At 64.6% G+C, this 21,902-nt stretch carries 20 protein-coding genes; 11 read left to right on the top strand and 9 right to left on the bottom strand.

The features are described from left to right. Positions 1 to 30: 30 nt before the first annotated feature. Together M1247_RS17105 and M1247_RS17110 are read right to left on the bottom strand one after the other, a co-directional pair. Positions 31 to 594, bottom strand: a complete 564-nt coding sequence (locus M1247_RS17105) for a chorismate mutase (protein WP_410506889.1) — start codon at positions 592 to 594, stop codon at positions 31 to 33. Positions 595 to 650: 56 nt separating this feature from the next. Next, positions 651 to 884 carry a hypothetical protein gene (locus M1247_RS17110; RefSeq protein ID WP_317157559.1) on the bottom strand — a complete coding sequence of 78 codons (234 nt, stop codon included), beginning with the start codon at positions 882 to 884 and terminating at the stop codon, positions 651 to 653. Positions 885 to 967: 83 nt separating this feature from the next. On the opposite strand from M1247_RS17110, the gene pdxR reads away from it, so the two are divergent. The 3 genes from pdxR (at position 968) to M1247_RS17125 (ending at position 3,964) form a co-directional block, all read left to right on the top strand. After that, a complete protein-coding gene (pdxR, locus tag M1247_RS17115; RefSeq protein ID WP_317157560.1) occupies positions 968 to 2,416 on the top strand; it encodes a MocR-like pyridoxine biosynthesis transcription factor PdxR in 1,449 nt (482 codons plus the stop codon). 77 nt (positions 2,417 to 2,493) lie between these two features. Beyond that, positions 2,494 to 3,471 carry a nitrilase-related carbon-nitrogen hydrolase gene (locus M1247_RS17120; RefSeq protein ID WP_317157561.1) on the top strand — a complete coding sequence of 326 codons (978 nt, stop codon included), beginning with the start codon at positions 2,494 to 2,496 and terminating at the stop codon, positions 3,469 to 3,471. Continuing rightward, positions 3,458 to 3,964 (top strand): DUF302 domain-containing protein, encoded by a 507-nt coding sequence (locus M1247_RS17125; protein ID WP_317157562.1) that lies wholly within the window; start codon positions 3,458 to 3,460, stop codon positions 3,962 to 3,964. Before M1247_RS17120 ends, M1247_RS17125 begins: the two co-directional genes overlap by 14 nt. A 7-nt stretch (positions 3,965 to 3,971) precedes the next feature. Here M1247_RS17125 and M1247_RS17130 read toward each other — a convergent pair whose 3' ends face one another. Further along, complete coding sequence (locus tag M1247_RS17130; RefSeq protein ID WP_317157563.1) at positions 3,972 to 5,408, bottom strand: glycoside hydrolase family 183 protein; 1,437 nt, start codon at positions 5,406 to 5,408, stop codon at positions 3,972 to 3,974. A 400-nt stretch (positions 5,409 to 5,808) separates the two neighbouring features. Between M1247_RS17130 and M1247_RS17135 the strand changes: the two genes are divergently transcribed. After that, on the top strand, positions 5,809 to 6,786 hold the full coding sequence (locus M1247_RS17135; protein ID WP_317157564.1) for a DNA polymerase domain-containing protein: 978 nt from the start codon (positions 5,809 to 5,811) through the stop codon (positions 6,784 to 6,786). Here M1247_RS17135 and M1247_RS17140 read toward each other — a convergent pair. After that, positions 6,776 to 7,738: a zinc-binding dehydrogenase gene (locus M1247_RS17140; RefSeq protein WP_317157565.1), complete on the bottom strand. Its 963-nt coding sequence runs from the start codon at positions 7,736 to 7,738 to the stop codon at positions 6,776 to 6,778. The genes M1247_RS17135 and M1247_RS17140 overlap by 11 nt on opposite strands. Positions 7,739 to 7,821: 83 nt before the next feature. Between M1247_RS17140 and M1247_RS17145 the strand changes: the two genes are divergently transcribed. Further along, positions 7,822 to 8,460, top strand: coding sequence for a TetR/AcrR family transcriptional regulator (locus tag M1247_RS17145; protein ID WP_317157566.1), 639 nt, complete (start codon positions 7,822 to 7,824; stop codon positions 8,458 to 8,460). Positions 8,461 to 8,504: 44 nt separating this feature from the next. Here M1247_RS17145 and araA read toward each other — a convergent pair whose 3' ends face one another. Genes araA through araB form a run of 3 tightly spaced genes read right to left on the bottom strand, consistent with a single transcriptional unit; the run spans position 8,505 to position 12,402 of the window. After that, the gene (gene araA, locus M1247_RS17150; protein ID WP_317157567.1) at positions 8,505 to 10,001 is read right to left on the bottom strand and encodes an L-arabinose isomerase; all 1,497 of its coding nucleotides are present in this window, start codon (positions 9,999 to 10,001) and stop codon (positions 8,505 to 8,507) included. A gap of 14 nt (positions 10,002 to 10,015) precedes the next feature. After that, positions 10,016 to 10,723, bottom strand: a complete 708-nt coding sequence (locus M1247_RS17155; RefSeq protein WP_317157568.1) for an L-ribulose-5-phosphate 4-epimerase — start codon at positions 10,721 to 10,723, stop codon at positions 10,016 to 10,018. Then, positions 10,720 to 12,402 carry a ribulokinase gene (gene araB / locus M1247_RS17160; protein ID WP_317157886.1) on the bottom strand — a complete coding sequence of 561 codons (1,683 nt, stop codon included), beginning with the start codon at positions 12,400 to 12,402 and terminating at the stop codon, positions 10,720 to 10,722. The genes M1247_RS17155 and araB overlap by 4 nt, the downstream gene beginning before the upstream one ends. Positions 12,403 to 12,712: 310 nt before the next feature. Between araB and M1247_RS17165 the strand changes: the two genes are divergently transcribed. From M1247_RS17165 to M1247_RS17190, 6 genes are read left to right on the top strand one after another with little or no spacing between them, the layout of a single operon-like run. Then, on the top strand, positions 12,713 to 13,690 hold the full coding sequence (locus M1247_RS17165) for an ABC transporter substrate-binding protein (RefSeq protein WP_317157887.1): 978 nt from the start codon (positions 12,713 to 12,715) through the stop codon (positions 13,688 to 13,690). Between the two features lie 49 nt (positions 13,691 to 13,739). After that, on the top strand, positions 13,740 to 15,275 hold the full coding sequence (locus M1247_RS17170; RefSeq protein WP_317157569.1) for a sugar ABC transporter ATP-binding protein: 1,536 nt from the start codon (positions 13,740 to 13,742) through the stop codon (positions 15,273 to 15,275). Then, positions 15,272 to 16,393 (top strand): ABC transporter permease, encoded by a 1,122-nt coding sequence (locus M1247_RS17175; RefSeq protein ID WP_317157570.1) that lies wholly within the window; start codon positions 15,272 to 15,274, stop codon positions 16,391 to 16,393. The genes M1247_RS17170 and M1247_RS17175 overlap by 4 nt, the downstream gene beginning before the upstream one ends. Then, complete coding sequence (locus M1247_RS17180; protein ID WP_317157571.1) at positions 16,390 to 17,424, top strand: ABC transporter permease subunit; 1,035 nt, start codon at positions 16,390 to 16,392, stop codon at positions 17,422 to 17,424. The genes M1247_RS17175 and M1247_RS17180 overlap by 4 nt, the downstream gene beginning before the upstream one ends. Before the next feature lie 20 nt (positions 17,425 to 17,444). Beyond that, positions 17,445 to 18,464, top strand: coding sequence for a LacI family DNA-binding transcriptional regulator (locus tag M1247_RS17185; RefSeq protein ID WP_317157572.1), 1,020 nt, complete (start codon positions 17,445 to 17,447; stop codon positions 18,462 to 18,464). A 20-nt stretch (positions 18,465 to 18,484) separates the two neighbouring features. Then, entirely contained in the window at positions 18,485 to 19,120 is a 636-nt protein-coding gene (locus M1247_RS17190) for an HAD-IA family hydrolase (protein ID WP_317157573.1), read from the top strand. 9 nt (positions 19,121 to 19,129) lie between these two features. On the opposite strand, the gene mmsB is transcribed toward M1247_RS17190, so the two are convergent. Further along, positions 19,130 to 20,377 carry a multiple monosaccharide ABC transporter permease gene (gene mmsB / locus M1247_RS17195; protein ID WP_317157574.1) on the bottom strand — a complete coding sequence of 416 codons (1,248 nt, stop codon included), beginning with the start codon at positions 20,375 to 20,377 and terminating at the stop codon, positions 19,130 to 19,132. After that, the gene (gene mmsA / locus M1247_RS17200) at positions 20,378 to 21,886 is read right to left on the bottom strand and encodes a multiple monosaccharide ABC transporter ATP-binding protein (RefSeq protein WP_317157575.1); all 1,509 of its coding nucleotides are present in this window, start codon (positions 21,884 to 21,886) and stop codon (positions 20,378 to 20,380) included. Positions 21,887 to 21,902: the final 16 nt, after the last annotated feature.

The raw sequence follows: 21,902 nt of genomic DNA on the forward strand, positions 1-21,902 counted from the left end.
CAATGCGCATCGCCCGAATATCCATCGCGCTCAACGGCAGTACGCGTGGGTCGCGTACCCGAGGGCAGCCGGGTCGGCATTCCGTTCGCGGACCACCGTGTCCACGGCGTCGGTGAGTTCGGCCGGACACGCCGGCGAATGCAGGGTCGACCACTGGTCGGCGATCTCGTTCACCATCGTGTGATTCAGTCCGTCGATCGTGGTCCGCGATGCTGCGAGGTCAGGCGTGGTCGACGGGACAGCGGCCGGATCCAGCTTCCACTGCGCGAACCGGCTGTGTTCCACGGAAACCGTCGCATCGATCTGGTTGCGGAACACGTCACGGACATATGCCGGATCGACACCCTTCGCCGTGGCATCCGCGGTGACCGCGTCGATCACCTGCTGTTCACGTGGGGGATCGTCAATCGCCCCGCCCGTTCGAAACTTATAGGCTGCCACGGGATCTGCTGTTTGCAGGCGCTGCGCCGCGGCATCGACGAGCGGCAGCAGCGGGTTGCCATCGTCTGCGTGGGCCTGGACCCCGCTACCGGCACCCAGCGCCGTGAGAACGATCGCGGCGAATCCCATGGTCTTGGCTGTCCTCGCGGTCATCACCCCAACCTAGACAATCGGCGGATCGCAGGCGCCGGCGGTATCGGCCGTTGTGATCAATTGCCTCCGAGCAGATAGGGCGCGCGTCCGTACGGATAGAAATTCCTGGCCGGCGTGGAGTTGATGATCTCCACGTTGCCCGGTGTCTGGCAGGTGGTCGCCGCGCCGGACGTGACGCAGGCTCTCGGAGGTCCCGTGGGAGCAGCCACGGCAGGCGCTGCGGCGGCGATCGCCGAGGCCGCCAGCACCGGCGCCAGCACCGCCAGAGGGGTTATTCGTCCAATTCGCATCACAGTGTCCCTTCACTATTCGAACTGTTGATTTGTGACTTTGACGCTACGGACGCAATGGCCTACAGGTATGGTCCAGTTTTATGGCGAATCCCTGGGCCACTTCGGCGGCTGACGCCCCGGCCAAACTCGGCATCGACCTGCATCTGGACGTCGAAGGACCAGGACTGCGCGCGGGACTCATGAACGCCCTCCGCGACGCTGTGCGGACCGGGCGGCTGGCACCGGGAACCCGGCTGCCGTCGTCCCGATCGCTGGCAACAGACCTCGGCATCGCCCGCAACACCGTGGCCGACTCCTATGCGGAACTGATTGCCGAAGGCTGGCTCATCGCACAACAAGGTTCGGGAACCCGGGTGGCGAGCCGAGCCGAGCCCCGCAAGCCCGCTGCCGGTGCCCTCACCGCACCGCCTCCGCGGCGTCCGAGATACGGACTGGTGCCCGGGTCGCCGAACCTTGCGGAGTTTCCTCGCACCCAGTGGCTCGCCGCGGCTCGGCGTGCCCTGAACACGGCGCCGTACGACGCCTTCGGCTACGGCGACGCTGCCGGTCGCCTGGAATTGCGTACCGCGCTTGCGAGCTATCTGGCGCGCGTCCGCGGCGTGGAGGTCGAGCCACAACGGGTCGTCATCTGTGCAGGCTTTCACCATGGCCTGACACTGGTGTCACAGGTGCTCAAGGCACGACGGGTCCGGGCGGTCGCCGTGGAGTCCTACGGATTCGAGGTCTACCGCGACACACTCACCCACGCCGGCCTACGTACCCCTGCGCTCAACGTCGACGAACACGGCGCCTGCACCGATGATCTGGCACGAATGCGGGGAGTCGGTGCAGTGTTGTTGACACCGGCACATCAGTACCCGACCGGGATCGAGTTGCGGGCGGACCGGCGCGCGGCGACCGTCGACTGGGCACGAACCACCGGCGGGCTGATCCTCGAGGACGACTACGACGGGGAGTTCCGATATGACCGCCAGCCGGTCGGCGCGTTACAGGGCCTCGATCCCGAGCGGGTGGTGTACTTCGGTTCGGCCAGCAAGTCGCTGGCACCCGGACTGCGACTCGCCTGGATGGTGCTGCCCAACGATCTCGTCCCTGAGGTCGTGGCAGCCAAAGGCCACGCCGACTGGTCGAGCGCGCTGGAGCAGTTGACGCTCGCGGAATTCATCACGGCGGGCGCCTACGACCGTCATGTGCGCGCCATGCGGCTGCGCTACCGCCGCCGCCGTGACCAGTTGATCGCAGCCTTGGCGCAGCGTGCGCCGAACGTCCGTGTCACCGGCATGTCCGCCGGCCTACAGGCCGTCCTCGAACTGCCTCGCGGCACCGAGCGGTCCGTGGTGGCGGCGGCGGCACACCGGAGCCTGACCGTCCACGGAATCTCGGTTTACCGTTACCACGGGGCCGACTCGCCTGCGCCCGAGCACGACGCGCTCGTCATCGGCTATGCCGCACCTCCCGACAGTGCATGGGCGGGCACGCTGGATGCACTGTGCACCGTGCTGAGTACAGTTTCCAATACTCAGGAATAAGTGGGCGGGGTCAGCGCTTGCTTCTGGTGGTGGTTCCCAACCATCGCCGCGATAACCGATTCGGGAGGCTGGCACATATGACTGTCGTCAGAGCCGCAGCAGTGCAAATCAGTCCAGTGCTCTACAGCCGAGACGGGACCGTCGAGAAGGTCGTCGGCAAGATCGCCGAACTCGCACATCGCGGGGTGCAGTTCGCGACGTTCCCCGAGACAGTGGTGCCGTACTACCCGTATTTCTCTTTCCTGCAGCGACCTTTCGAGATGGGCGCGCAGCAACTCACATTGCTCGACCAGGCAGTCACCGTACCGTCGGCGGCCACCCACGCCATCGCGGATGCCGCGCGAGCAGCCGGCATGGTGGTATCCATCGGCGTGAACGAGCGCGACGGCGGCAGCCTGTTCAACACACAATTGCTGTTCGATGCCGACGGCAGCCTGATTCAGCGGCGCCGCAAGATCACTCCGACCTACCACGAACGGATGATCTGGGGTCAGGGTGACGGCTCCGGGCTGCGGGTCGTTGACAGTGCGGTCGGTCGCGTCGGCCAGCTGGCCTGTTGGGAGCATTACAACCCGCTGGCCCGTTACGCGCTGATCGCCGACCGCGAGCAGATCCACTCGGCGATGTTCCCCGGCTCATTCGGCGGGCCCCTGTTCGCCGAACAGACCGAGATCAGCGTTCGCAATCACGCCCTCGAGTCGGGCAGTTTCGTCGTCAACGCGACCGCCTGGCTGGATGCCGGACAACAGGAAAAGATCGCGGCGGATACCAGATCGCCGATCGATCCCATCTCCGGGGGCTCGTTCACCGCCATCATCTCTCCACTGGGCCAATTACTCGGTGAACCACTGCGTTCCGGAGAAGGTGAAGTAATTGCCGATCTCGATTTCACTCTGATCGACCAACGCAAATCCAAAATGGATGCCAGCGGGCACTACAGCCGCCCCGAACTGCTGAGCCTCAGAATCGATCACACTCCGACCGCTCACCTGCACGAGCGCACGGAATCCGCGACCCTCGACCAGAATCTGGAGACTGATCATGCCCACGTCTGACCCGCAGGAGATCCCGTTCTCCGGTGTACGTTTACGATTCGACAGCGCAAAGGGTTTCAGTGAACTCGTTGCCGCATTACTCGCCCGGGTCGGCGAGACCCCGGTGCCGATAGACGATATCGGGGCGAAGTTCCCGACCTGGGAATCGTATGAACGCGAGGTGCAATCACACGTCGGCCCAAGTGGTTTCATGCTGTTCGCGCAGTGGGACCATGGCGCCTGGATCAACAAGGCCGGCATCGACAGGCAGGTGCTGCGCGTGGTGATCGGCAATCCCCTGATTGCGATAACCATGCTCCGTCACGATGTGACCGCTGGCCTCTTTGCGCCGGTTGAACTGCTGCTCACCGAAGAAGCAGGCGGCCGAAGCGCACTCACCTATGTGGTGCCATCGTCGTTGATGGTCGTCGAACCCAACCGTCCGCTTCTCGAGGCCGCCAACGAACTGGACGTGAAACTGGCGGCACTGGCAGCGGCGGCGACCGCGTCGTAGCGACGGTCTAAGGCAGCACCGTCTTCATCAGCATCACGTTGTACGCCGACCACAGCGACAGGTTGTAGTACAGCTCCTTGCCCGTCGACCACGGGTGAAGGTACGGCGCGTAGATCCCGCCAGGGATCTGCGACGACGGCACGAGCAGCTGCTCAGGGCCCCATGGTCCTTGCGGAGCCGGCGCGGTCCGCATCACGATGTCGTTGGCACCATTGCCGTAGAGCGCGAGGTACTGCTTGAGATACGTGTTGTATTGGGCCGACATTTCGCTCACCGGCCCAGGGATCACCGGGGTCGCGGCCGCCGGATTGCCCGGCACCCAGGCATTGCGATCGGCGTTCCAGTATTCGTATCTCGTGAGATCCGGTATGAAACCCGGGGACACTCGCGCCAGATAGGCCGATCCACCACGCCCGTTGGGTGTCCCGAATGTGTAGACGTACGGATCGCCGGGCCCGGGCTTGAGGAACGCCCCCATCTGGAAGTTCTCATTACCGGCGGCGGGCGTACGGATGGTGCCCGGGTAGACGCCCCAATTCTCGCCATTGTCCTGCGACACCGCGATTGCCGAGAAGTTCGTCGACCACGATCCCGGGCTGTTCCAGTCCCTGATCGACATGAAGTTCAGTAGTTGCTTCCCTCCCACGGCGATGCCCGCCGTCGGAATGATGCCCGTTTCCTCCGGCGCCCGCCCGATGCTGTTGATGATCTGCTTCGAGATGCCCTGCCGCCACACGGGCGAGCCGGAATACTTGTTGCCGACAACGCCATTGGGGACAGCGACCGTCTTCGACAGCGCGCCGTCCTGGCTGCGGAACAACGCGTTGTACCGCCACTGCTTGCCCGGGATGTCGCAATAGCCGTTGGTGTCCCCGAAGGCCATCAGCACCTGTCGGTTGGCGGGATCGCCGTTGTCCCACATGATCCCGAGGTCGGTCCCGGTGATGGCGAACCGTTTGATCGTCTCGTTCGGACTGTCGGGCCCGGTCACCCATCCGACGATCGATGTCCCGGGAGGTTGCGCAGGCGCCGGAGCCGGTTGGGCCGCCGCTGGGGCCGGAACCGGCTGCGGTACGGCGGGAACCGGTTGGGCGGCCACCGGATTGGGTGAAGGTACGACTGCCGCTTCCTGCTTCACCTGCCCGGACTTCTGCCCGGACTTCGGAATGAGCGCTTTGAGGATGGCCAGCGGCAGCTGACCCAGACGAGGTAGCGGCGCCTGGTCATTCGCACCGACGGGCTTGTGCCCAATCGGGCGGTTCAGCGGTGCGATCTTGGACGGATTCGGGATCTGGAACGCCTGATTCGGCAGGGGCCGTGCCGCTGCCGCAGCGCCTTCGCACGGTTCGGCGAACGCCGGCGGCGCTACACCGATCGCAACAATGAGACCGATAGCGGCCGCCGACGCCATCGGAATCGAGGCGATTCGAGGACGTCGCGACATGTCACACCTTCCCGGAGGGGACGTCGCAGCGACGTCAACAGTTGGCAGATGTGACAATAGTGATCAGTGAGGCTATTGCGATCAGTGATGCATCGATGGATATGCATCCGTGACCGTGTCGCAACCGGGCGTCGCGGGTCCAGCGGCGATGCGCGGGGTGAGATCTCGGCGTTCTCGCACGTGGTTCGCGGTATCTCGATAACGTGGCCGAAGGTCGAAGAAGTGAGGGGTATCACCATGGCCGAGAAGGGTACGTACGACCCGAAAAAGGGCGGCAAGTTCGAGCCGACCACCAAAGCCAAGCCGCCGCCTCCCCCGCGGCCCGGAGGCAACAAGAAGTAACAGCGCTCAGCATTTCTTCCTGTCTGTCGGCGGAAACGACCCGCCGTAGGGTGGCTGGATGAGCGCTGGAGAGCAACGCGCTGGGGTCGACCTGACCAATCTCGACCAGACGTTGAGTGCGGGGAGCGGGCCGGGGCCCACCAAGCGCGATCTCGTGGACTACCTCGACGCCGTCGCCGATCGGATCCTGCCTGGTCTCACCGACCGTCCGCTCACCGTATTGCGGGCACTGCGTGGACGAAAACCGTTCATGCAGAAGAACGTTCCCAAGTACACGCCCGACTGGATTCCGACCGTCTCGATGTGGGCGGAGGCGTCCCAGCGTGAAGTTCGATACGCGTTGTGCAACGACCGACGCACATTGCTCTGGCTGGCCAATCAGCGCGCGATCGAATACCACCCGGCCCTGGGCCTCGCCGACAACATCTATCAACCCACGCATCTGGTACTGGACCTTGACCCGCCCGGTGTCGACGACTTCGCCGCGGTGGTGGCCGTCGCGCACCTGGTGCGGCAAGCCCTGACGGATTGCGGCCTCACCGGCGCCGTCAAGACCAGTGGCTCACGGGGCGTGCACATATTCGTCCCGGTCGACGACAGCATCCCCGGCGAGGACGTGGCCGCCGCCACCCGCGCCCTCGCCGACCGCGCCGAGGCGCTCGACCCCGCCATCGCCACCACCGCCTTCATCGTCGAGGACCGGGCAGGCAAGGTGTTCGTGGACTCGACCCGCTCGGGCGGCGCGACTGTCGCCGCGGTTTACAGTCCTCGGCTGCGTCCGGGCATACCCGTGTCGTTCCCGCTGGCCTGGTCGGATCTCGAGCAGGTCTCCCCCGCCGATTTCACTGTGCTCACCGCGGTGGGCGCACTCGCCGGCCGTGACCCATGGGCAGACTCGATGCCGGCCCCGCAGCGCCTGCCCGACGATCTCATTGCGCAGGGCCACACGATTCCCGTCGCCCGCGTCGCCGCCATGCATGAAGGCAAACGCCGCGCCCGCGCTCGGCGAGAGACCGACGTCGGACTCACGGAATGAGGACCACCCGCCCGAACACTTCGCCATGATCCATCTGACGGTGTGCTTCAGCGGCCCGTTCCAAGGGCAGGACCTCGTGAACCACGGCGTGCAGTTCCCCACGTCCGGCGGCGGCAAATTGTTCGGCTCGCACCGCGTCTCTGCGACCGACCGGAACGGTGTCGAGACTGAAGGTGGCGAACGAGCGGGACTGTTGGAATGCGCCGATGAGCCGCATGCCGAAGTCCGCCGGAGGCCAGCCTGCCACCACGCCGGCGACGACCATGCGTCCGTTCGCCGCGAGTCGGTCGACGAACGCGGGCACCTCTGCTCCGCCGACGATGTCGATGATCACATCGAACGACGTCGGTCCGGTCGGATCGCCGTGCCCGGCGCGGTCCAATACGTGTGTCGCACCGAGGTCGCGAAGCCTTCTGCCACGCTCGGGCGATGACGTGGTCACGGCGATTGCGCCTGCGCCGCCGCGCACCGCGAGTTCCACCGTCGCGATCCCGATGCTGCCTGCCGCACCGCGCACCAGAACAGACTCGCCGGAAGCGAAATGCGCGTGGGCGAGCGCAAAGTGGGCAACCGGAGCCGCGCTACCGAGGGTGACCGCATCGATCGACGACAGCGCCTCCGGGAGCGCGACGACGTCATCGACCCGCGCGACCGCCTGCTCGACGTAGCCGCCTCCGGTGCCGGTGAACGCCCATACGCGCCGACCGATCCACGACGTGTCGCCGTCGGCACCGACCGCAGTCACGATGCCTGCCACCTCGCTGCCGGGCACCAATCCCTCACTGAAGCCATAGCCGCCAAGGGTCCCGCGGCGAATCACGGCGTCGACGCCGCCCACTCCGATGGCCTCGGTGGCGATGACCACCTGCCCGGGGGCCGGGCCCGGCGCCGGCAGTTCGATCACCGCCATGCCGCTCGGGTCGCCGAATCGCTGAATCGCCACTGCGCGCATTCTTCGTCTCCATCGTGTTCGGGTTCTGCGGTACCGTGGCGACGGTAATGGACGCCTGCGTCCACTTCTGCGAAGTGAGAACCATGACCGACGAATTGCCTCACATGCTCCGCTCCGACGCCCGGGACAACCGCGACAGAGCCGTCAAAGCCGCACGGGAACTGTTCGCGGAACGCGGAATCGACATCACCATGCGGGAGGTCGCGCGTCGTGCCGGAGTAGGACCGGCAACCCTGTACCGCCGGTTCCCCACCAAGCAACTACTGGTGGACGCGGCCTTCGAAGACGAACTGCACTCATGTCGAGGAATCGTGGAAGACGGCTGCGCCGATCCCGAGCCATGGCGGGGGTTCTGCTCCGTCATCGAACAGATCAGCGTGCTCAACAGCCGCAACCAGGGGTTCGTGGACGCGTTCGTGTCCACACACCCCGAGCCCGACACATTCGCCGCTCACCGGCGATTGCTGCTGGGGATGCTCACGGACCTGACCCGGCGGGCAAAGTCGGCCGGCGGATTGCGTCACGACTTCGTCATCGACGACCTCGTGCTCGTTCTACTTGCCGGACGGGGACTCACATCGATCGCGCCCGCAGCCCGTGAGACAGCGGCACGGCGCTTTGCCGCCCTCGCCATCGATTCGTTTCGGGAGTCCGAGGCGAACGAACCCCTTCCCCGCGCCCCGCGACTGTCAGTGCAGGAATCGCTTCGCACCCGCATTTGACCGCGCTCCGCAGCCGGGCTGCAACTCCGAATGAGAGGCCCGGCTCAGAGGCCCGCCGCGATGTGGTGATAGACGGCGTTCCATCGCAACTCACGTTGGAAGCTGCGCGGGGTGGTGTTCTCATCGATATCGAGCAGTTCGGTCGCGGTGATCGTCGCGAAATCGCCGATGGTGTCCGCCGATACCGACGTGGTGAGCACAGTGTGATGCGGACCCCCCGCCATCAGCCAGGCCTCTGTCGATGTCGACCACGACGGCTTGGGCTCCCAGACCGCACACGCAACGGGCAGCTTCGGCAAGGCTGCCGACGGTTCCACCACCGTCACGTGATTGGCCACCAATCGGAATCGGGTACCCATGTCGCAAATACCCAGCACCACACCATCACCCGGGGCTCCGGTAAACCTGAGCCGCACCGGATCCTCACGCCCTCCGATGCCGAGCGGGTGCACCTCAACGGTCGGCGTCTGCGCCGCGATAGTCGGACATACTTCCAGCATGTGGGCACCGAGGATCCGTTCGGCCCCTGGCGTCAGGTCATAGGTGTAATCCTCCATAAACGAAGTGCCACCAGGCAACCCGACACCCATGGTCTTGACGGCGCGCACCATCGCCGCCGTCTTCCAGTCGCCTTCGGCGCCGAATCCGAAACCGTCGGCCATCAACCGCTGAACGGCGATTCCCGGCAATTGACGCAGCGCGCCGAGGTCCTCGAAGTTCGTCGTGAAGGCGCCGAACCCGCCGCTGACGAGAAAGCCCCGCAGCCCGAGTTCGATGCGGGCACCTTCCCGCAGCGAGGCATGTCGTTCCCGTCCCCGTCGCAGTTCTTCGGCGACGTCGTAGGTGTCCTCGTACTCGTCTACCAGCTTGTCGATTTCGCGGTCGCTGACCTGGAACACCGCATCCGCCAGATCATTCACCGAGTAGGTGTTCACCGACATCCCGAAATGGGACTCCGCCTCGACCTTGTCCCCTTCCGTGACCGCGACGTCACGCATGTTGTCACCGAACCGGGCGATACGCAGACCCTGCAACTCGGACGCCCCGAGTGCCGCGCGCATCCAGGAGCCGATGCGGGAGGTCGTCCGCGAGTCACTGACGTGGCCCGCGACGGTGGTGCGTGGTATCGACAACCGCGATTGGATGTAGCCGAACTCGCGGTCGCCGTGCGCCGCCTGGTTGAGATTCATGAAATCCATATCGATGCTGTCCCAGGGGATCTCGACACCGAATTGGGTATGCAGGTGTAGTAGTGGCTTCTGCAGGCCGTTGAGGCCGCGGATCCACATCTTGGCCGGCGAGAAGGTGTGCATCCAGGCGATCACGCCGGCGCACTCCGGGCGGGCACTCGCGTCGCGCAGTACGTCGTAGATGGCTGCGCTGGTGGTCACCACAGGCCGCCAACGCACCGGGACAGGAAGATCCGGGCTGGCGTCCAGCTGGTCAGCGAGTTCGCGCGACTGGTCGGCGACCTGATCCAGAATGTGCTCACCGTACAATGCCTGGCTTCCTGTGACGAACCATACCTCCTGGCCGGTCATACTTTTCGGCACTTTCAGCCTTCCTGAATGACGCTGTGCGAGCTCGGCTGCTGTCCGTAGACGTTCTGATAGCGGTCGTAGAGCCGCCCCACATCGGCCGCGGATATCGCGGCCGGGGCGCCGAGCTGAAGACTGATGTGCACGGTGCGGGCAACATCCTCGACCATCACCGCCGCTTTGACTGCCGCGCGCGCGTCCCGACCGATCGTGAACGGACCGTGGTTGCGCATCAGCACAGCGCACGATCTGCTGTGCCGCAGGGTTTCGACGATTCCGCGGCCGATCGAGTCATCACCGATCATCGCGAACGGTCCCACCGGGATGTCGCCGCCGAACTCGTCAGCGCTCATCGTCAACACACACGGTATCGGTTCCCCACGGGCCGCCCATGCGGTGGCATAGGTCGAATGGGTGTGCACCACCCCACCCACCTCCGGCATGTGCCGGTACACATAGGCGTGTGCCGCGGTGTCCGATGAGGGTGCCAGATCGCCGTCGACGAGTTCACCGTCGAGGTCACACACCACCATCTGATCGGATGTCATCGAGTCATACGACACACCTGAAGGTTTGATGACCATCAGGTCCCGGCCGGGCACCCGGGCGGACACATTGCCCGCAGTCCAGATCACCAACTGGTAGCGGACCAGCTCAGCGTGCAGGTCACAAACCTGGCGCTGCAAATCGCGGATCACCGAGTCGATCTCGGTCGAGATGGTCATTGTGCAGAACCCACCGTTTCCCGTAGACCGGCTTGGCCTCGTAGTATGCGAAGTCGACGCATGAGCGGGTTTTTGCGACCGAACCAGTCATGCAGCTCGACGTAATCGGCATAGAGCGCGTTGTAGCGCACGACATTGTCGGAGATCGGCGTGAACGCGCTCTTCCTGCGACCACCCATCCGCCCGGACGCCGTCGGCACATTGCGGTACGCCCCAGCGGCCGCAGCGGCATGGATCGCTGCGCCGAGAGCCGGTGCCTGCGTGGACGTTACGCACGACAGCGGCAATCCGGTGACATCGGCGTAGATCTGCATCAGCAGCGGGTTCTTGATCAGCCCGCCGGCCACCACGAGCTCCTCGACCGGGACACCGCTTCGCTGAAAGGTTTCCACGATCATCCGGGTGCCGAACGCGGTGGCTTCCAGCAGCGCGCGATACTGGTCGACGCAGGTCGTGTGCAATGTCTGCCCCACCATGATGCCGGAGAGGTGGTGGTCGACGAGGACCGAACGGTTACCGCTGTGCCAGTCCAAGGCGATCAGCCCGTGCTCGCCGACCGCCTGCGCTGCCGCCAGGTCGGACAGGTGTTCGTGCAGCGTCATTCCGCGCTGCGCTGCCTCCCGCTCATGTTCTTGCGGTACACAGTTCTTGGTGAACCAGGCGAATATGTCGCCGACGCCGGACTGCCCCGCTTCGTAGCCCCACAAGCCATCGGTGATGCCGCCCTCGACGACTCCGCACATTCCGGGGACTTCGCGCAGGAACTTGCCGTTCATCACATGGCAGGTCGAGGTACCCATGATGGCGATCAGCCGTCCCGGTTCGGCGGCGTCGGCGGCCGCGACGGTCACGTGGGCGTCGATGTTTCCCACTGCGACCGCGATACCCTCCGGCAGACCTGTCCACGCGGCGGCCTGCGCGGTCAACGTGCCTGCCGCCTCGCCGAGACGGCCGATGGGTTGCTCGATCTTGTCCTCGACGAAACCGGCGAAATCCGGGTTGAGTTCGGCCAGGAACTTCCTTGACGGATATCTGCCGTCCTGGCGGATGGCCTTGTATCCCGCCGTGCTGATATTTCGCACGTAACGCCCGGTGAGTTGCCAGACGATCCAGTCCGCACCCTCCACCCAGCGGTCGATCGCCGCATAGACCTCGGGGTCTTCCTCGAGTATCTGCAGCCCTTTTGCGAACTCCCATTCGCTTGAGATCAAGCCGCCGTACCGGGGCAACCACGCCTCGCCACGCGCCGCGGCGAGCGCGTTGATGCGATCGGCCTGCGGTTGCGCGGCATGATGGCGCCACAACTTGGCGTACGCGTGCGGCCGATCCGCGAATTGTTCGAGTTGGCAGACCGGTGTCCCGTCGCCGGTCGCGGCGACCATTGTGCAGGCGGTGAAATCAGTGCCGAGCCCGACGATGTCGCCCGGATCGATTCCCGCCTTCGCCACCGCATCCGGCACCGCGAACCTCAGCACATCGATGTAGTCCGCAGGTACCTGGAGTGCGTAGTCGGCGGGTAGGCGAATCTCCGGGTGGTCCGGTAGCACCTCCGAGATGACGCCGTGGCGGTATTCGTGCTCAGCGGACGCCATCTCGTGACCGTCAGTGACGCGCACGACGAGCGCCCGGCCCGACAACGTACCGAAGTCGACGCCGATGACGTACTTCGCCGGGGTCATGAGCGGCGGCCGATCACGGGTCGTCGGGACGTCGCGACTGCACCGACCGGCAGGCGGTGCCACGTGGGCGGTGTTACCCACTGAAACGTTGTGGTCTGAGTCACAAGAATGGATGTTAGCGTTCACATCACAACGTGGTCAATGGTGTCACTACCCAGCAGACGACGGCCAGAACACCTTGACCCGGCCATCTGTGAGCGTTAACATCGCGCAGTGTGATCGGCGTCATAGTCACGGCGAACAGCGGTCAACCCGCACATGTCCTGATCCAGCTCGCACCGCTGCCAAAAGGAGTCTTCTGGTGAAAAAGATGTTTGCCGTGGCGATCGGCATCGTCGCTGTCGCGACCGCAGTCACGGCGTGTGGAAGCGGAAAGGCGCCGGCAGGGCAGGACGCTGGCGCACCTGACGGTGCCCTCACCCTCGGGTTCGCCCAGGTGGGCGCGGAGAGCGGATGGCGCACCGCCAACACCGAGTCGATCAAGAGCGCCGCGGAAGCCGCCGGTGTCAACCTCAAGTTCGCCGACGCCAACGGCGAACAGGAGAAGCAGATCTCGGCGATCCGTTCCTTCATCCAGCAAGGTGTGGACGTCATCGCCTTCAGTCCCGTGGTTCGCACCGGGTGGGACGCGGTTCTTCAGGAAACCAAGAATGCCGGAATTCCGGTGATCCTGACCGACCGCGCCGTTGATACGCAGGACAAAGACGTCTACAAAACGTTCATCGGCGCTGACTTCGTCGATGAAGGCCGTCGAGCCGGCCAGTGGGTGGCACAGCAGTACGCGACCGCCGGCGGCCCGATCCACATCGTCCAACTGGAGGGCACCACAGGCGCCGATCCGGCCATCGACCGCAACACCGGCTTCGCAGAGGGAATCTCGGGTAACCCCAACCTCAAGGTCGTGGCATCTCAAACCGGCGACTTCACCCGATCCGGTGGCAAGCAGGTCATGGAGGCCTTCCTGAAGTCCACCCCGCAGATCGACGTGGTATTCGCCCAGAACGACGATATGGGCCTTGGCGCAATGGAAGCCATCGAAGCGGCAGGCAAGAAACCGGGCTCTGATATCAAGATCGTCGCCGTCGACGCCACCCATGACGGAATGCAGGCATTGGCGGACGGGAAGCTCAACTACATCGTCGAGTGCAACCCACTGCTCGGCCCGCAACTCATGGATCTCGCCAAGAAGGTCGCTGCAGGTGAACCGGTACCCAGCCGCGTCGTGACACCTGATCAGGCGTTCGACCAGGAACAGGCAAAGGCTGCACTGCCCGAACGCCAGTACTGAAAGGGCAGGCCGGGTAGATCATCTCTCGCCCTCATCGAAAGGAGCAGGGGTGGGCGCTACGACATCATCCGGCGCAGAGCCGCTACCGGTCGTCGAGATGCACGACATCAGTATCGAATTCCCCGGGGTGAAAGCACTTGACCGGGTCGACTTCCGACTGTTGCCCGGTGAGGTACACGCGTTGATCGGAGAGAACGGCGCCGGCAAGTCGACGCTCATCAAAGCCCTGACCGGCGTGTACCACATCGACACGGGATCCATCGTCGTCAATGGCACGCCACGGACCTTCACCGGGCCGCGACAATCGCAGGAAGCGGGCATCAGCACTGTCTACCAAGAAGTGAACTTGTGCCCGAATCTCACGGTGGCCGAGAACATTCTGCTCGGGCGTGAACCGCGGCGGTGGGGGCGGATCGACTACCGCAGCCTCAATCGCCGGGCCCGCGAACTGCTCTCTCAGCTCGAATTGCACCTCGATCCCAGATCTCAGCTGGGATCGCATCCCATCGCGATCCAGCAGTTGGTCGCGATCGCCCGCGCCACCGCCGTGCACGCACAGGTGCTCATACTCGACGAACCCACGTCCAGCCTCGACGCGCGGGAAGTCGACGAGCTGTTCCGCGTCATCCGGCAATTACGCGCCGACGGAACCGCGATTCTGTTCGTATCGCACTTCCTCGATCAGATCTATGCGATCTCCGACCGGATGACCGTATTGCGCAACGGAACTCTCGTCGGTGAGTATGTGACCACGGAGCTACCGAAACTGGACCTGGTGGCGGCGATGCTGGGCCACCAGCTCGACCTTCTGGACGAGGTCGCTGAAGTCGCGGCACAGACCACCGCCGAGATCGCCGGCCAACCCGTGCTCCGCGCCGACCATCTCGGCCGGACCCCCGCCGTTCACCCCGTGACACTGGATATCCGCCGGGGCGAGATCCTGGGCCTGGCAGGCCTACTGGGATCAGGACGCACCGAACTGGCCCGGCTACTGTTCGGCGCCGACCGCGCCAGCTCTGGTCACCTCGAAATTCACGGCAAGCGGACGACGCTACGGACACCGCGATCGGCCATCTCACACGGCTTCGCGTTTACCTCCGAGAACCGCAAGGACGAGGGCGTCGTCGGCGATCTGAGCGTGCGCGACAATCTGATGCTCGCACTGCAGGCGCGGCGGGGGTTCGCCCGGCCGCTGTCGACCCGCGTGAAGGATGCACTGGTCACGAAATACCTTGAAGCACTGGATATCAGGCCGAGAAACCCTGAGGCGTTGTTGAAGAACCTCAGCGGCGGCAATCAGCAGAAGGTGCTGTTGGCCCGCTGGCTGATCACTGAGCCGCAACTTTTCATTCTCGACGAACCGACGCGCGGCATCGATGTCGGGGCGAAGGCGCAGATACAGAAGCTCGTCACCGAACTCGCGGGTGAAGGAATAGCGATCGTGTTCATCTCGGCCGAACTCGACGAGGTCACCCGCATCTGCAACCGGATCGTGGTGATGCGCGACCGCCACTGTGTCGCCCAGATCGATTCGGGCGCGGCGTCGTCGACACTCACCGCTCTCATCGCCGGGAGCTCCCCGTGATTACAAAGCTCAGTCGGACAACGTTGTTGTGGCCGGCAGTGGCTCTCGTCGCGCTGCTCGCCCTCAACGCGTTCATGACACCACAGTTCCTGAGTATCCGGATCCAGGACGGGCATCTGTACGGCAGTGTGATCGACATCCTGCGCAACGGTGCACCGACACTGTTGGTCGCACTGGGCATGACGCTGGTCATCGCGTCCCGCGGGATCGACCTGTCGGTCGGCGCCGTCGTCGCCATCTCGGGTGCATTGGCCTGCTCACACATCGCAGCGGCCGATGACCCGGCGAATGTGGGAACGGTGTGCTCCGCGGTCGGGCTCGCGCTCGTCGCAGCCGCTGCACTGGGCCTGTGGAATGGAACATTGGTGGCAGTTCTCGGAATTCAGCCGATCATCGCCACGCTCGTGCTGATGACTGCCGGGCGCGGTATCGCCTTGTTCGTCACCGAGGGACAGATCATCACGGTGACCAGTCCCCCGTTCAAGGTGCTCGGTGCGGGCTACGTCCTCGGGCTTCCGGTCGCGATTCTCGTGAGTCTCGCGGTCTTTGTCCTCATCGCCCTGTTGACCCGGTGGACCGCGTTGGGAACGCTGCTCGAAGCGGTCGGAATCAACCCTGAAGCAAGCCGGCTGGCCGGTGTCCGCAGCCGCACGATCGTGTTCGCGGTATACGTGTTCTGCGGGTTGTGCGCCGGGATCGCCGGCCTGATGATCGCGTCGAACATCTCGGCTGCCGACGCGAACAACGCCGGACTCTGGATTGAGATGGATGCGATCCTCGCCGTCGTCATCGGGGGCACGTCGCTGCTGGGCGGTCGCTACAGCCTGACCGGCACCGTGATCGGCGCGTTGATCATCCAAACCCTCACCACCACCGTCTATACCGTCGGTATCCGACCTGAGATCACACTCGTCTTCAAATCGCTGGTGGTGATCTCCGTGGTATTACTGCAGTCCGCCAAGTTCCGCGCGCTGGTGCGCGGTGGGCGCGCTCGCCGGAGTCCGTCGGGGCGTCCAGTGAGGACACCCGAACCTCTGACCGGGACGTTGGCGTCATCGCCGCCGACAACCGCCCAGACAACCCTTGAGGACGCGGACACAAAGGTGCATCAGCGATGACCTCCACTGTCACAGAACCTCCGCCGGGCAAGAGGCCGACCGTGGCATCCGCGCCCGCGCGGGCGTTGGGCGCCGTTCGACGCCACTCCCAGGGCCGGTTCGTCGGTCCGGTCGCGACACTGGTGTTGTTCATCGTCCTGTTCGCTGCAGTTCTCGACCGTTACCAATTCGCCAGTCCCGCACAGGTCTTTCTCAACCTACTGGTCGACAACGCCTACCTCATCGTGCTCGCCGTGGGCATGACGTTCGTGATCCTCACCGGTGGAATCGATCTGAGCGTCGGGTCCGTGGTGGCACTGTCGACCGTCATCCTCGCCAAGACTCTTCAGCTCGGCTGGCCCGCACCCATCGCGCTCACCGCGGTGATGATCGTCGGCCCGCTGCTCGGTCTGTTGATGGGCCTGATCATCGAGCACTTCGATGTCCAGCCGTTCGTCGCCACGCTGGCCGGAATGTTCTTGGCCCGCGGGCTGTGTTACGTGGTCAGCGTCGACTCGCTGCCGATCAACGACCCGTCACTGCGCAAGCTGAGTTTGACGTATCTCTACCTCTACGACGACAAGTTCATCCGCTGGCCGGTGATCATCGCGCTGATGGTTGTCGTCGGTGCGATGTACGTGCTGCACCTCACCCGCTTCGGCAAGACGGTGTATGCGATCGGTGGTAACCGTCAGTCGGCCCAGTTGATGGGACTCAACGCCTCCGGAACTCGCGTATCGGTCTACGTCATCAGCGGATTCTGCGCATCCCTCGCCGGAATCCTGCTTGCCGTGCAGAAGCTTTCCGGCTACAGCCTCAACGGGGTCGGGCTCGAGCTCGACGCCATCGCCGCCGCCGTCATCGGCGGGGTGATCCTCGCCGGCGGAGTCGGCTTCGTCGCGGGTGCGCTTGTGGGGGTCTTGGTGCTGGGAACCATCGAGACGTTCGTCACCGCCGAAAACCTCGATTCCTACTGGACACGCATCATGACCGGTGGTCTGCTTTTGGCCTTCGTGCTGGTACAACGAGTGTTGGTGAGGAAGCCACGGTGAACCGCAGCGATAATGGATCCATGACACGCAAACCGGTGATGGCGGACGTCGCGCGCCTGGCCGGTGTGTCGCACCAGACGGTGTCGCGAGTGATCAACGGGTCACCGAGCATTCGCCCGGACACCCGGCAGCGCGTCGAGCACGCCATCGCCCAGCTCGGATACCGCCCCAACACCGCGGCACGCGCCCTGGTCACCAATCGTTCGGGCATCATCGGCATCATCGGAAGCAACACCGGACAGTACGGGCCGACGAGTATTCAACGCGCCGTCGAGGAAGCCGCTCGCGATGCCGGATACTTCTCCAGCACGGTGACGTTGGCTTCGGTGTCCCATCAAGAGATCCGGGGCGCAGTAGACCATCTTTCACGACTGTCGGTGGAATCGATCGTGATGGTAGCCGCGCAGCAGGACGCACTCAATCTGGTGCGCTCCGAGGATTTCGGGGTGCCCGTGATCGTGGTCGAGGGCGACCTCTCCGGCGTCGGACCGTCAGTCGGGGTCGACCAGGTCGGCGGCGCCCGCAAGGCCACGCAGCACCTGATCGACCTGGGCCACACCGCCATTGCTTATGTCAGCGGTCCCCCGAACTGGCCTGAGGCGGCGGGCCGCACCAAGGGTTATCTGGACGCCATGATGGCGGCCCGGCTGGTTCCGCGCCCCGACTGGCATGGCGACTGGAGTGCCGCGCGCGGCTACGCCATAGGACAACAGATTGCCGACCAACACGACATCACCGCCGTGTTCGTGGCCAACGATCAGATGGCGATCGGCATCCTGCACGCACTGGCCGAAGCCGGCCGCAGCGTGCCCGGCGATGTCAGCGTCGTCGGCTTCGACGACATACCCGAGGCCGCCTATCTCATTCCCTCACTCACCACCGTCCGACAGGATTTCGCGGCGGTCGGCCACCGCGCCATCACCCTGGTTGCCGCCCAACTGTCGGGAACCGAAGCCGAAACCGCGCTGCTCCCCGCAGATCTCGTGGTCCGGGACAGCACGGCTCCGCCCGGCGGCCGCAGCGGTGGGACGGCCCGGTGATGCTTCCGCGAATATTCCGCGTGGCTGGGATCCTGTTCGACAGCGATGGCGTGCTCGTGGATTCGCACGCTGCCGCAGCGACCGCCTGGAACCGTTGGGCGCAGACCTGGGCTCCCGGTTTCGATTTCCACCGAGATGCCCAACACGGCCGCCGACTGGCCGACGTGGTGGCCAGACTGGTCAGCCCCGGCGACGTCGCTCACGCAACACAGGTGTTGTCGGACCTGGAGGTGGAGCTGGCCACCGAGGTACCCGCCATACCCGGCGCCGTCGGACTGTTGCGATCAAGCCCACCCGGCGCGTGGGCAGTGGTCACCTCCGGCGGTCGTGAGATGGCCTCAGCCCGGCTGGTTTCCGCGGGCCTGCCCGCGCCCCGCGCGCTCGTTACGGCTGACGATGTGAGCGCAGGCAAGCCGGCGCCCGAGCCCTATCTGGCGGGTGCAGCTCTGCTCGGGGTCGACCCGCGATCGTGCGCGGTGTTCGAGGATGCCCATCTGGGAATCGTCTCCGCCCGTGCGGCCGGTGTGGGAGTTGTGGTGGGCGTGGGTCCGCAGACGCTGGGTGAGGATGTGGACGCCAGCGTGGCCGATCTCAGCGGCATCACGTTCGACGGCAGTGAACTGACCATCCGTGGCGATGCCATCCTCACGCTCTGAACCGCGACATCACCGACCGCCCTTGCGCTTGTTGTAGACGTCGAATCCCACCGCGGCCAGTAGCACCAGGCCCTTGATCACCTGCTGGACATCGCTTCCGATGCCGAGAATCGACATCCCGTTGTTGAGCACACCCAGTACCAGGCCGCCCACGATGGCGCCGAACACGGTGCCGACGCCGCCGCTGGAAGACGCGCCGCCGATGAATGCCGCGGCGATGGCCTCGAGTTCGAAGTTGATGCCGGCCTGCGGCGTCGCGGAATTGAGTCGGGCCGCGAACATCAACCCGGCGACCGCCGCGAGCATGCCCATGTTGACGAACACCAGCAGGGTGACCCACCGGTTGCGGATACCGGAAAGCGCTGCCGCCGCGGCATTTCCGCCGACGGCGTATACCTGACGCCCGAAGACCGTGTTCCGCATCATGAACGCGTAGACGAGTGTCAACACCACCAGGATGATTCCGACGATCGGGACACCGCGGTAGCTGGCCAGCAGCAACGTCACAGCCCCCAGTGCCACCACGATTGCCACACACTTTGCGATGAACACGGGGATGCTCGAAACATGTTGCGCATAGCGGGTTTGTGAACGCCGTCGGCGGATCTGCACGACCACCGCCGCAACCATCATGACGCCGCCGAGAATGACCGTCGGCCAGTGGTAGAGCGCGTTGGTCCCCCACTCCGGCAGGAAGCCGCTGCTGACCTGTTCGAGCCCCTGTGGCATGGGAGCGATCGACTGGCCCTCGAGCAGATACTGGGTGGCGCCGCGAAACACCAGCATGCCGCCGAGCGTGACGATGAATGACGGGATCCCGACGAACGCGATCCAGAACCCTTGCCAGGCGCCGATCAGGGCTCCCATCGCGACGCAGGCCACGACCGCCACGGGCCAGGGCATGTCATTGCGCACCATCAGTACCGCGGACATCGCTCCGATGAACCCGGCCACCGATCCCACGGACAGATCGATGTGGCCGTTGATGATCACAATGACCATCCCGATGGCCAATACCAGGATGTAGCCGTTCTGCTGGATGATGTTGGTGACGTTCAGCGGCTTCAGCAGAATTCCGCCGGTCCAGACCTGGAACAGCAGCACGATGGCGACCAGTGCCACCATCATCCCCGACTGGCGGACGTGCGACATCAGGTACCCGGACAGTCGGGCACGGAAACCCGGTGGGGTCGGCGAGGGTCCGGAGGACGGTGGTGACGCCGACTGGAGAGACTCTGGGTTCACGGTCGCGGTCACTCAGGCACGTCCTTTCATCATGTATCGCATGAGGGTCTCCTGCGTTGCGTCGACGCGGGCCACCTCGCCGGTGAGTCGACCCTGGCTCAGGGTGAAGATTCGGTCGCAAAGACCGAGCAGCTCAGGCAATTCCGACGAGATGACGATAATCGCCTTCCCCCGCGATGCCAGTTCGTTGATGATCGTGTAGATCTCGTATTTGGCTCCGACGTCGATGCCCCGGGTCGGCTCGTCGAGAATCAGCACATCCGGATCGGTGAACAGCCATTTGCCCAACACCACCTTCTGCTGGTTGCCGCCCGAGAGCTTCCCGGTGACAGCCGACACCGATGAGGCCTTGATCCGCATCGATGCCCGGAAACGTTCACCGACGGCAGCCTCCTGGTGCGGATCGATCACCGACCGCTTACTGACCTTCGCCAGCGAGGCCAGGGTGATGCTCTGGGCGATGCTGTCCATCAGGTTCAGGCCGAGATGTTTGCGGTCCTCGGTGGCGTACGCGATGCCGTGACGAATCGCATCCGATACCGTCCTGGTGCTGACTTCGCGGTTGTCCTTGAAGACCTTGCCGCTGACATACCTGCCGTAGGACCGGCCGAACACGCTCATCGCCAGCTCTGTCCGACCGGCGCCGACCAACCCGGCGACGCCGACGATTTCGCCGGCACGAACGTCCAATGACACATCGTCGACGACCTTGCGCTGCTTGTCGATGGGGTGCAGCACGGTCCAGTTGGTCACCGCGAAGGCGACATCACCGATCTCGTGGTCTTCGCGTGGAGGAAAGCGGTGGGTGAGATCGCGACCCACCATTCCGCGGACGATGCGGTCCTCCGTGAGATCGTCGTTCACCTCGATCGTCTCGATCGTCTGTCCGTCGCGCAGGATGGTGATGGAGTCGGCGATCTGCAGGACCTCGTTGAGCTTGTGCGAGATGATGATCGACGTGATGCCGTGGGTACGCAGATCGGCGATGAGGTCCAGCAGGTGGCGGCTGTCCGAATCGTTGAGCGCCGCGGTCGGTTCATCCAGGATCAACAGACGCGCATCCTTGGCAAGGGCTTTGGCGATCTCGACAAGCTGCTGCTTGCCGACACCGATATCGGCGACGCGCGTCTGCGGACTCTCGTGGAGTCCGACCCGGTCCAGCAATGCCTGGGCGGCGGTAAGCGTCCGGTCCCAGCCGATCACGCCGCGCTGACTGATCTCGTTGCCCAGGAACACGTTCTCGGCGATCGACAGGTACGGCACCAACGCGAGCTCCTGGTGGATGATCGCGATCCCAGATCGCTCGCTGCTCCGAATATCCCTGAACTCGCAGGACTTTCCGTCGAAGAGGATGTCACCGTCGTAGCTTCCGTGGGGGTACACCCCGCTGAGCACCTTCATCAAGGTCGACTTGCCCGCGCCGTTCTCGCCGCATATCGCGTGGATCGCCCCGGCACGGACCGACAAGTCAACGTCTGACAGCGCCTTGACGCCGGGGAATTCCTTCGTGATTCCCCGCATTTCGAGAAGTGTCCGG

The sequence above is a fragment of the Mycobacterium appelbergii genome (assembly GCF_032883035.1).
In the GTDB taxonomy this organism is placed as follows: Bacteria; Actinomycetota; Actinomycetes; order Mycobacteriales; family Mycobacteriaceae; genus Mycobacterium; species Mycobacterium appelbergii.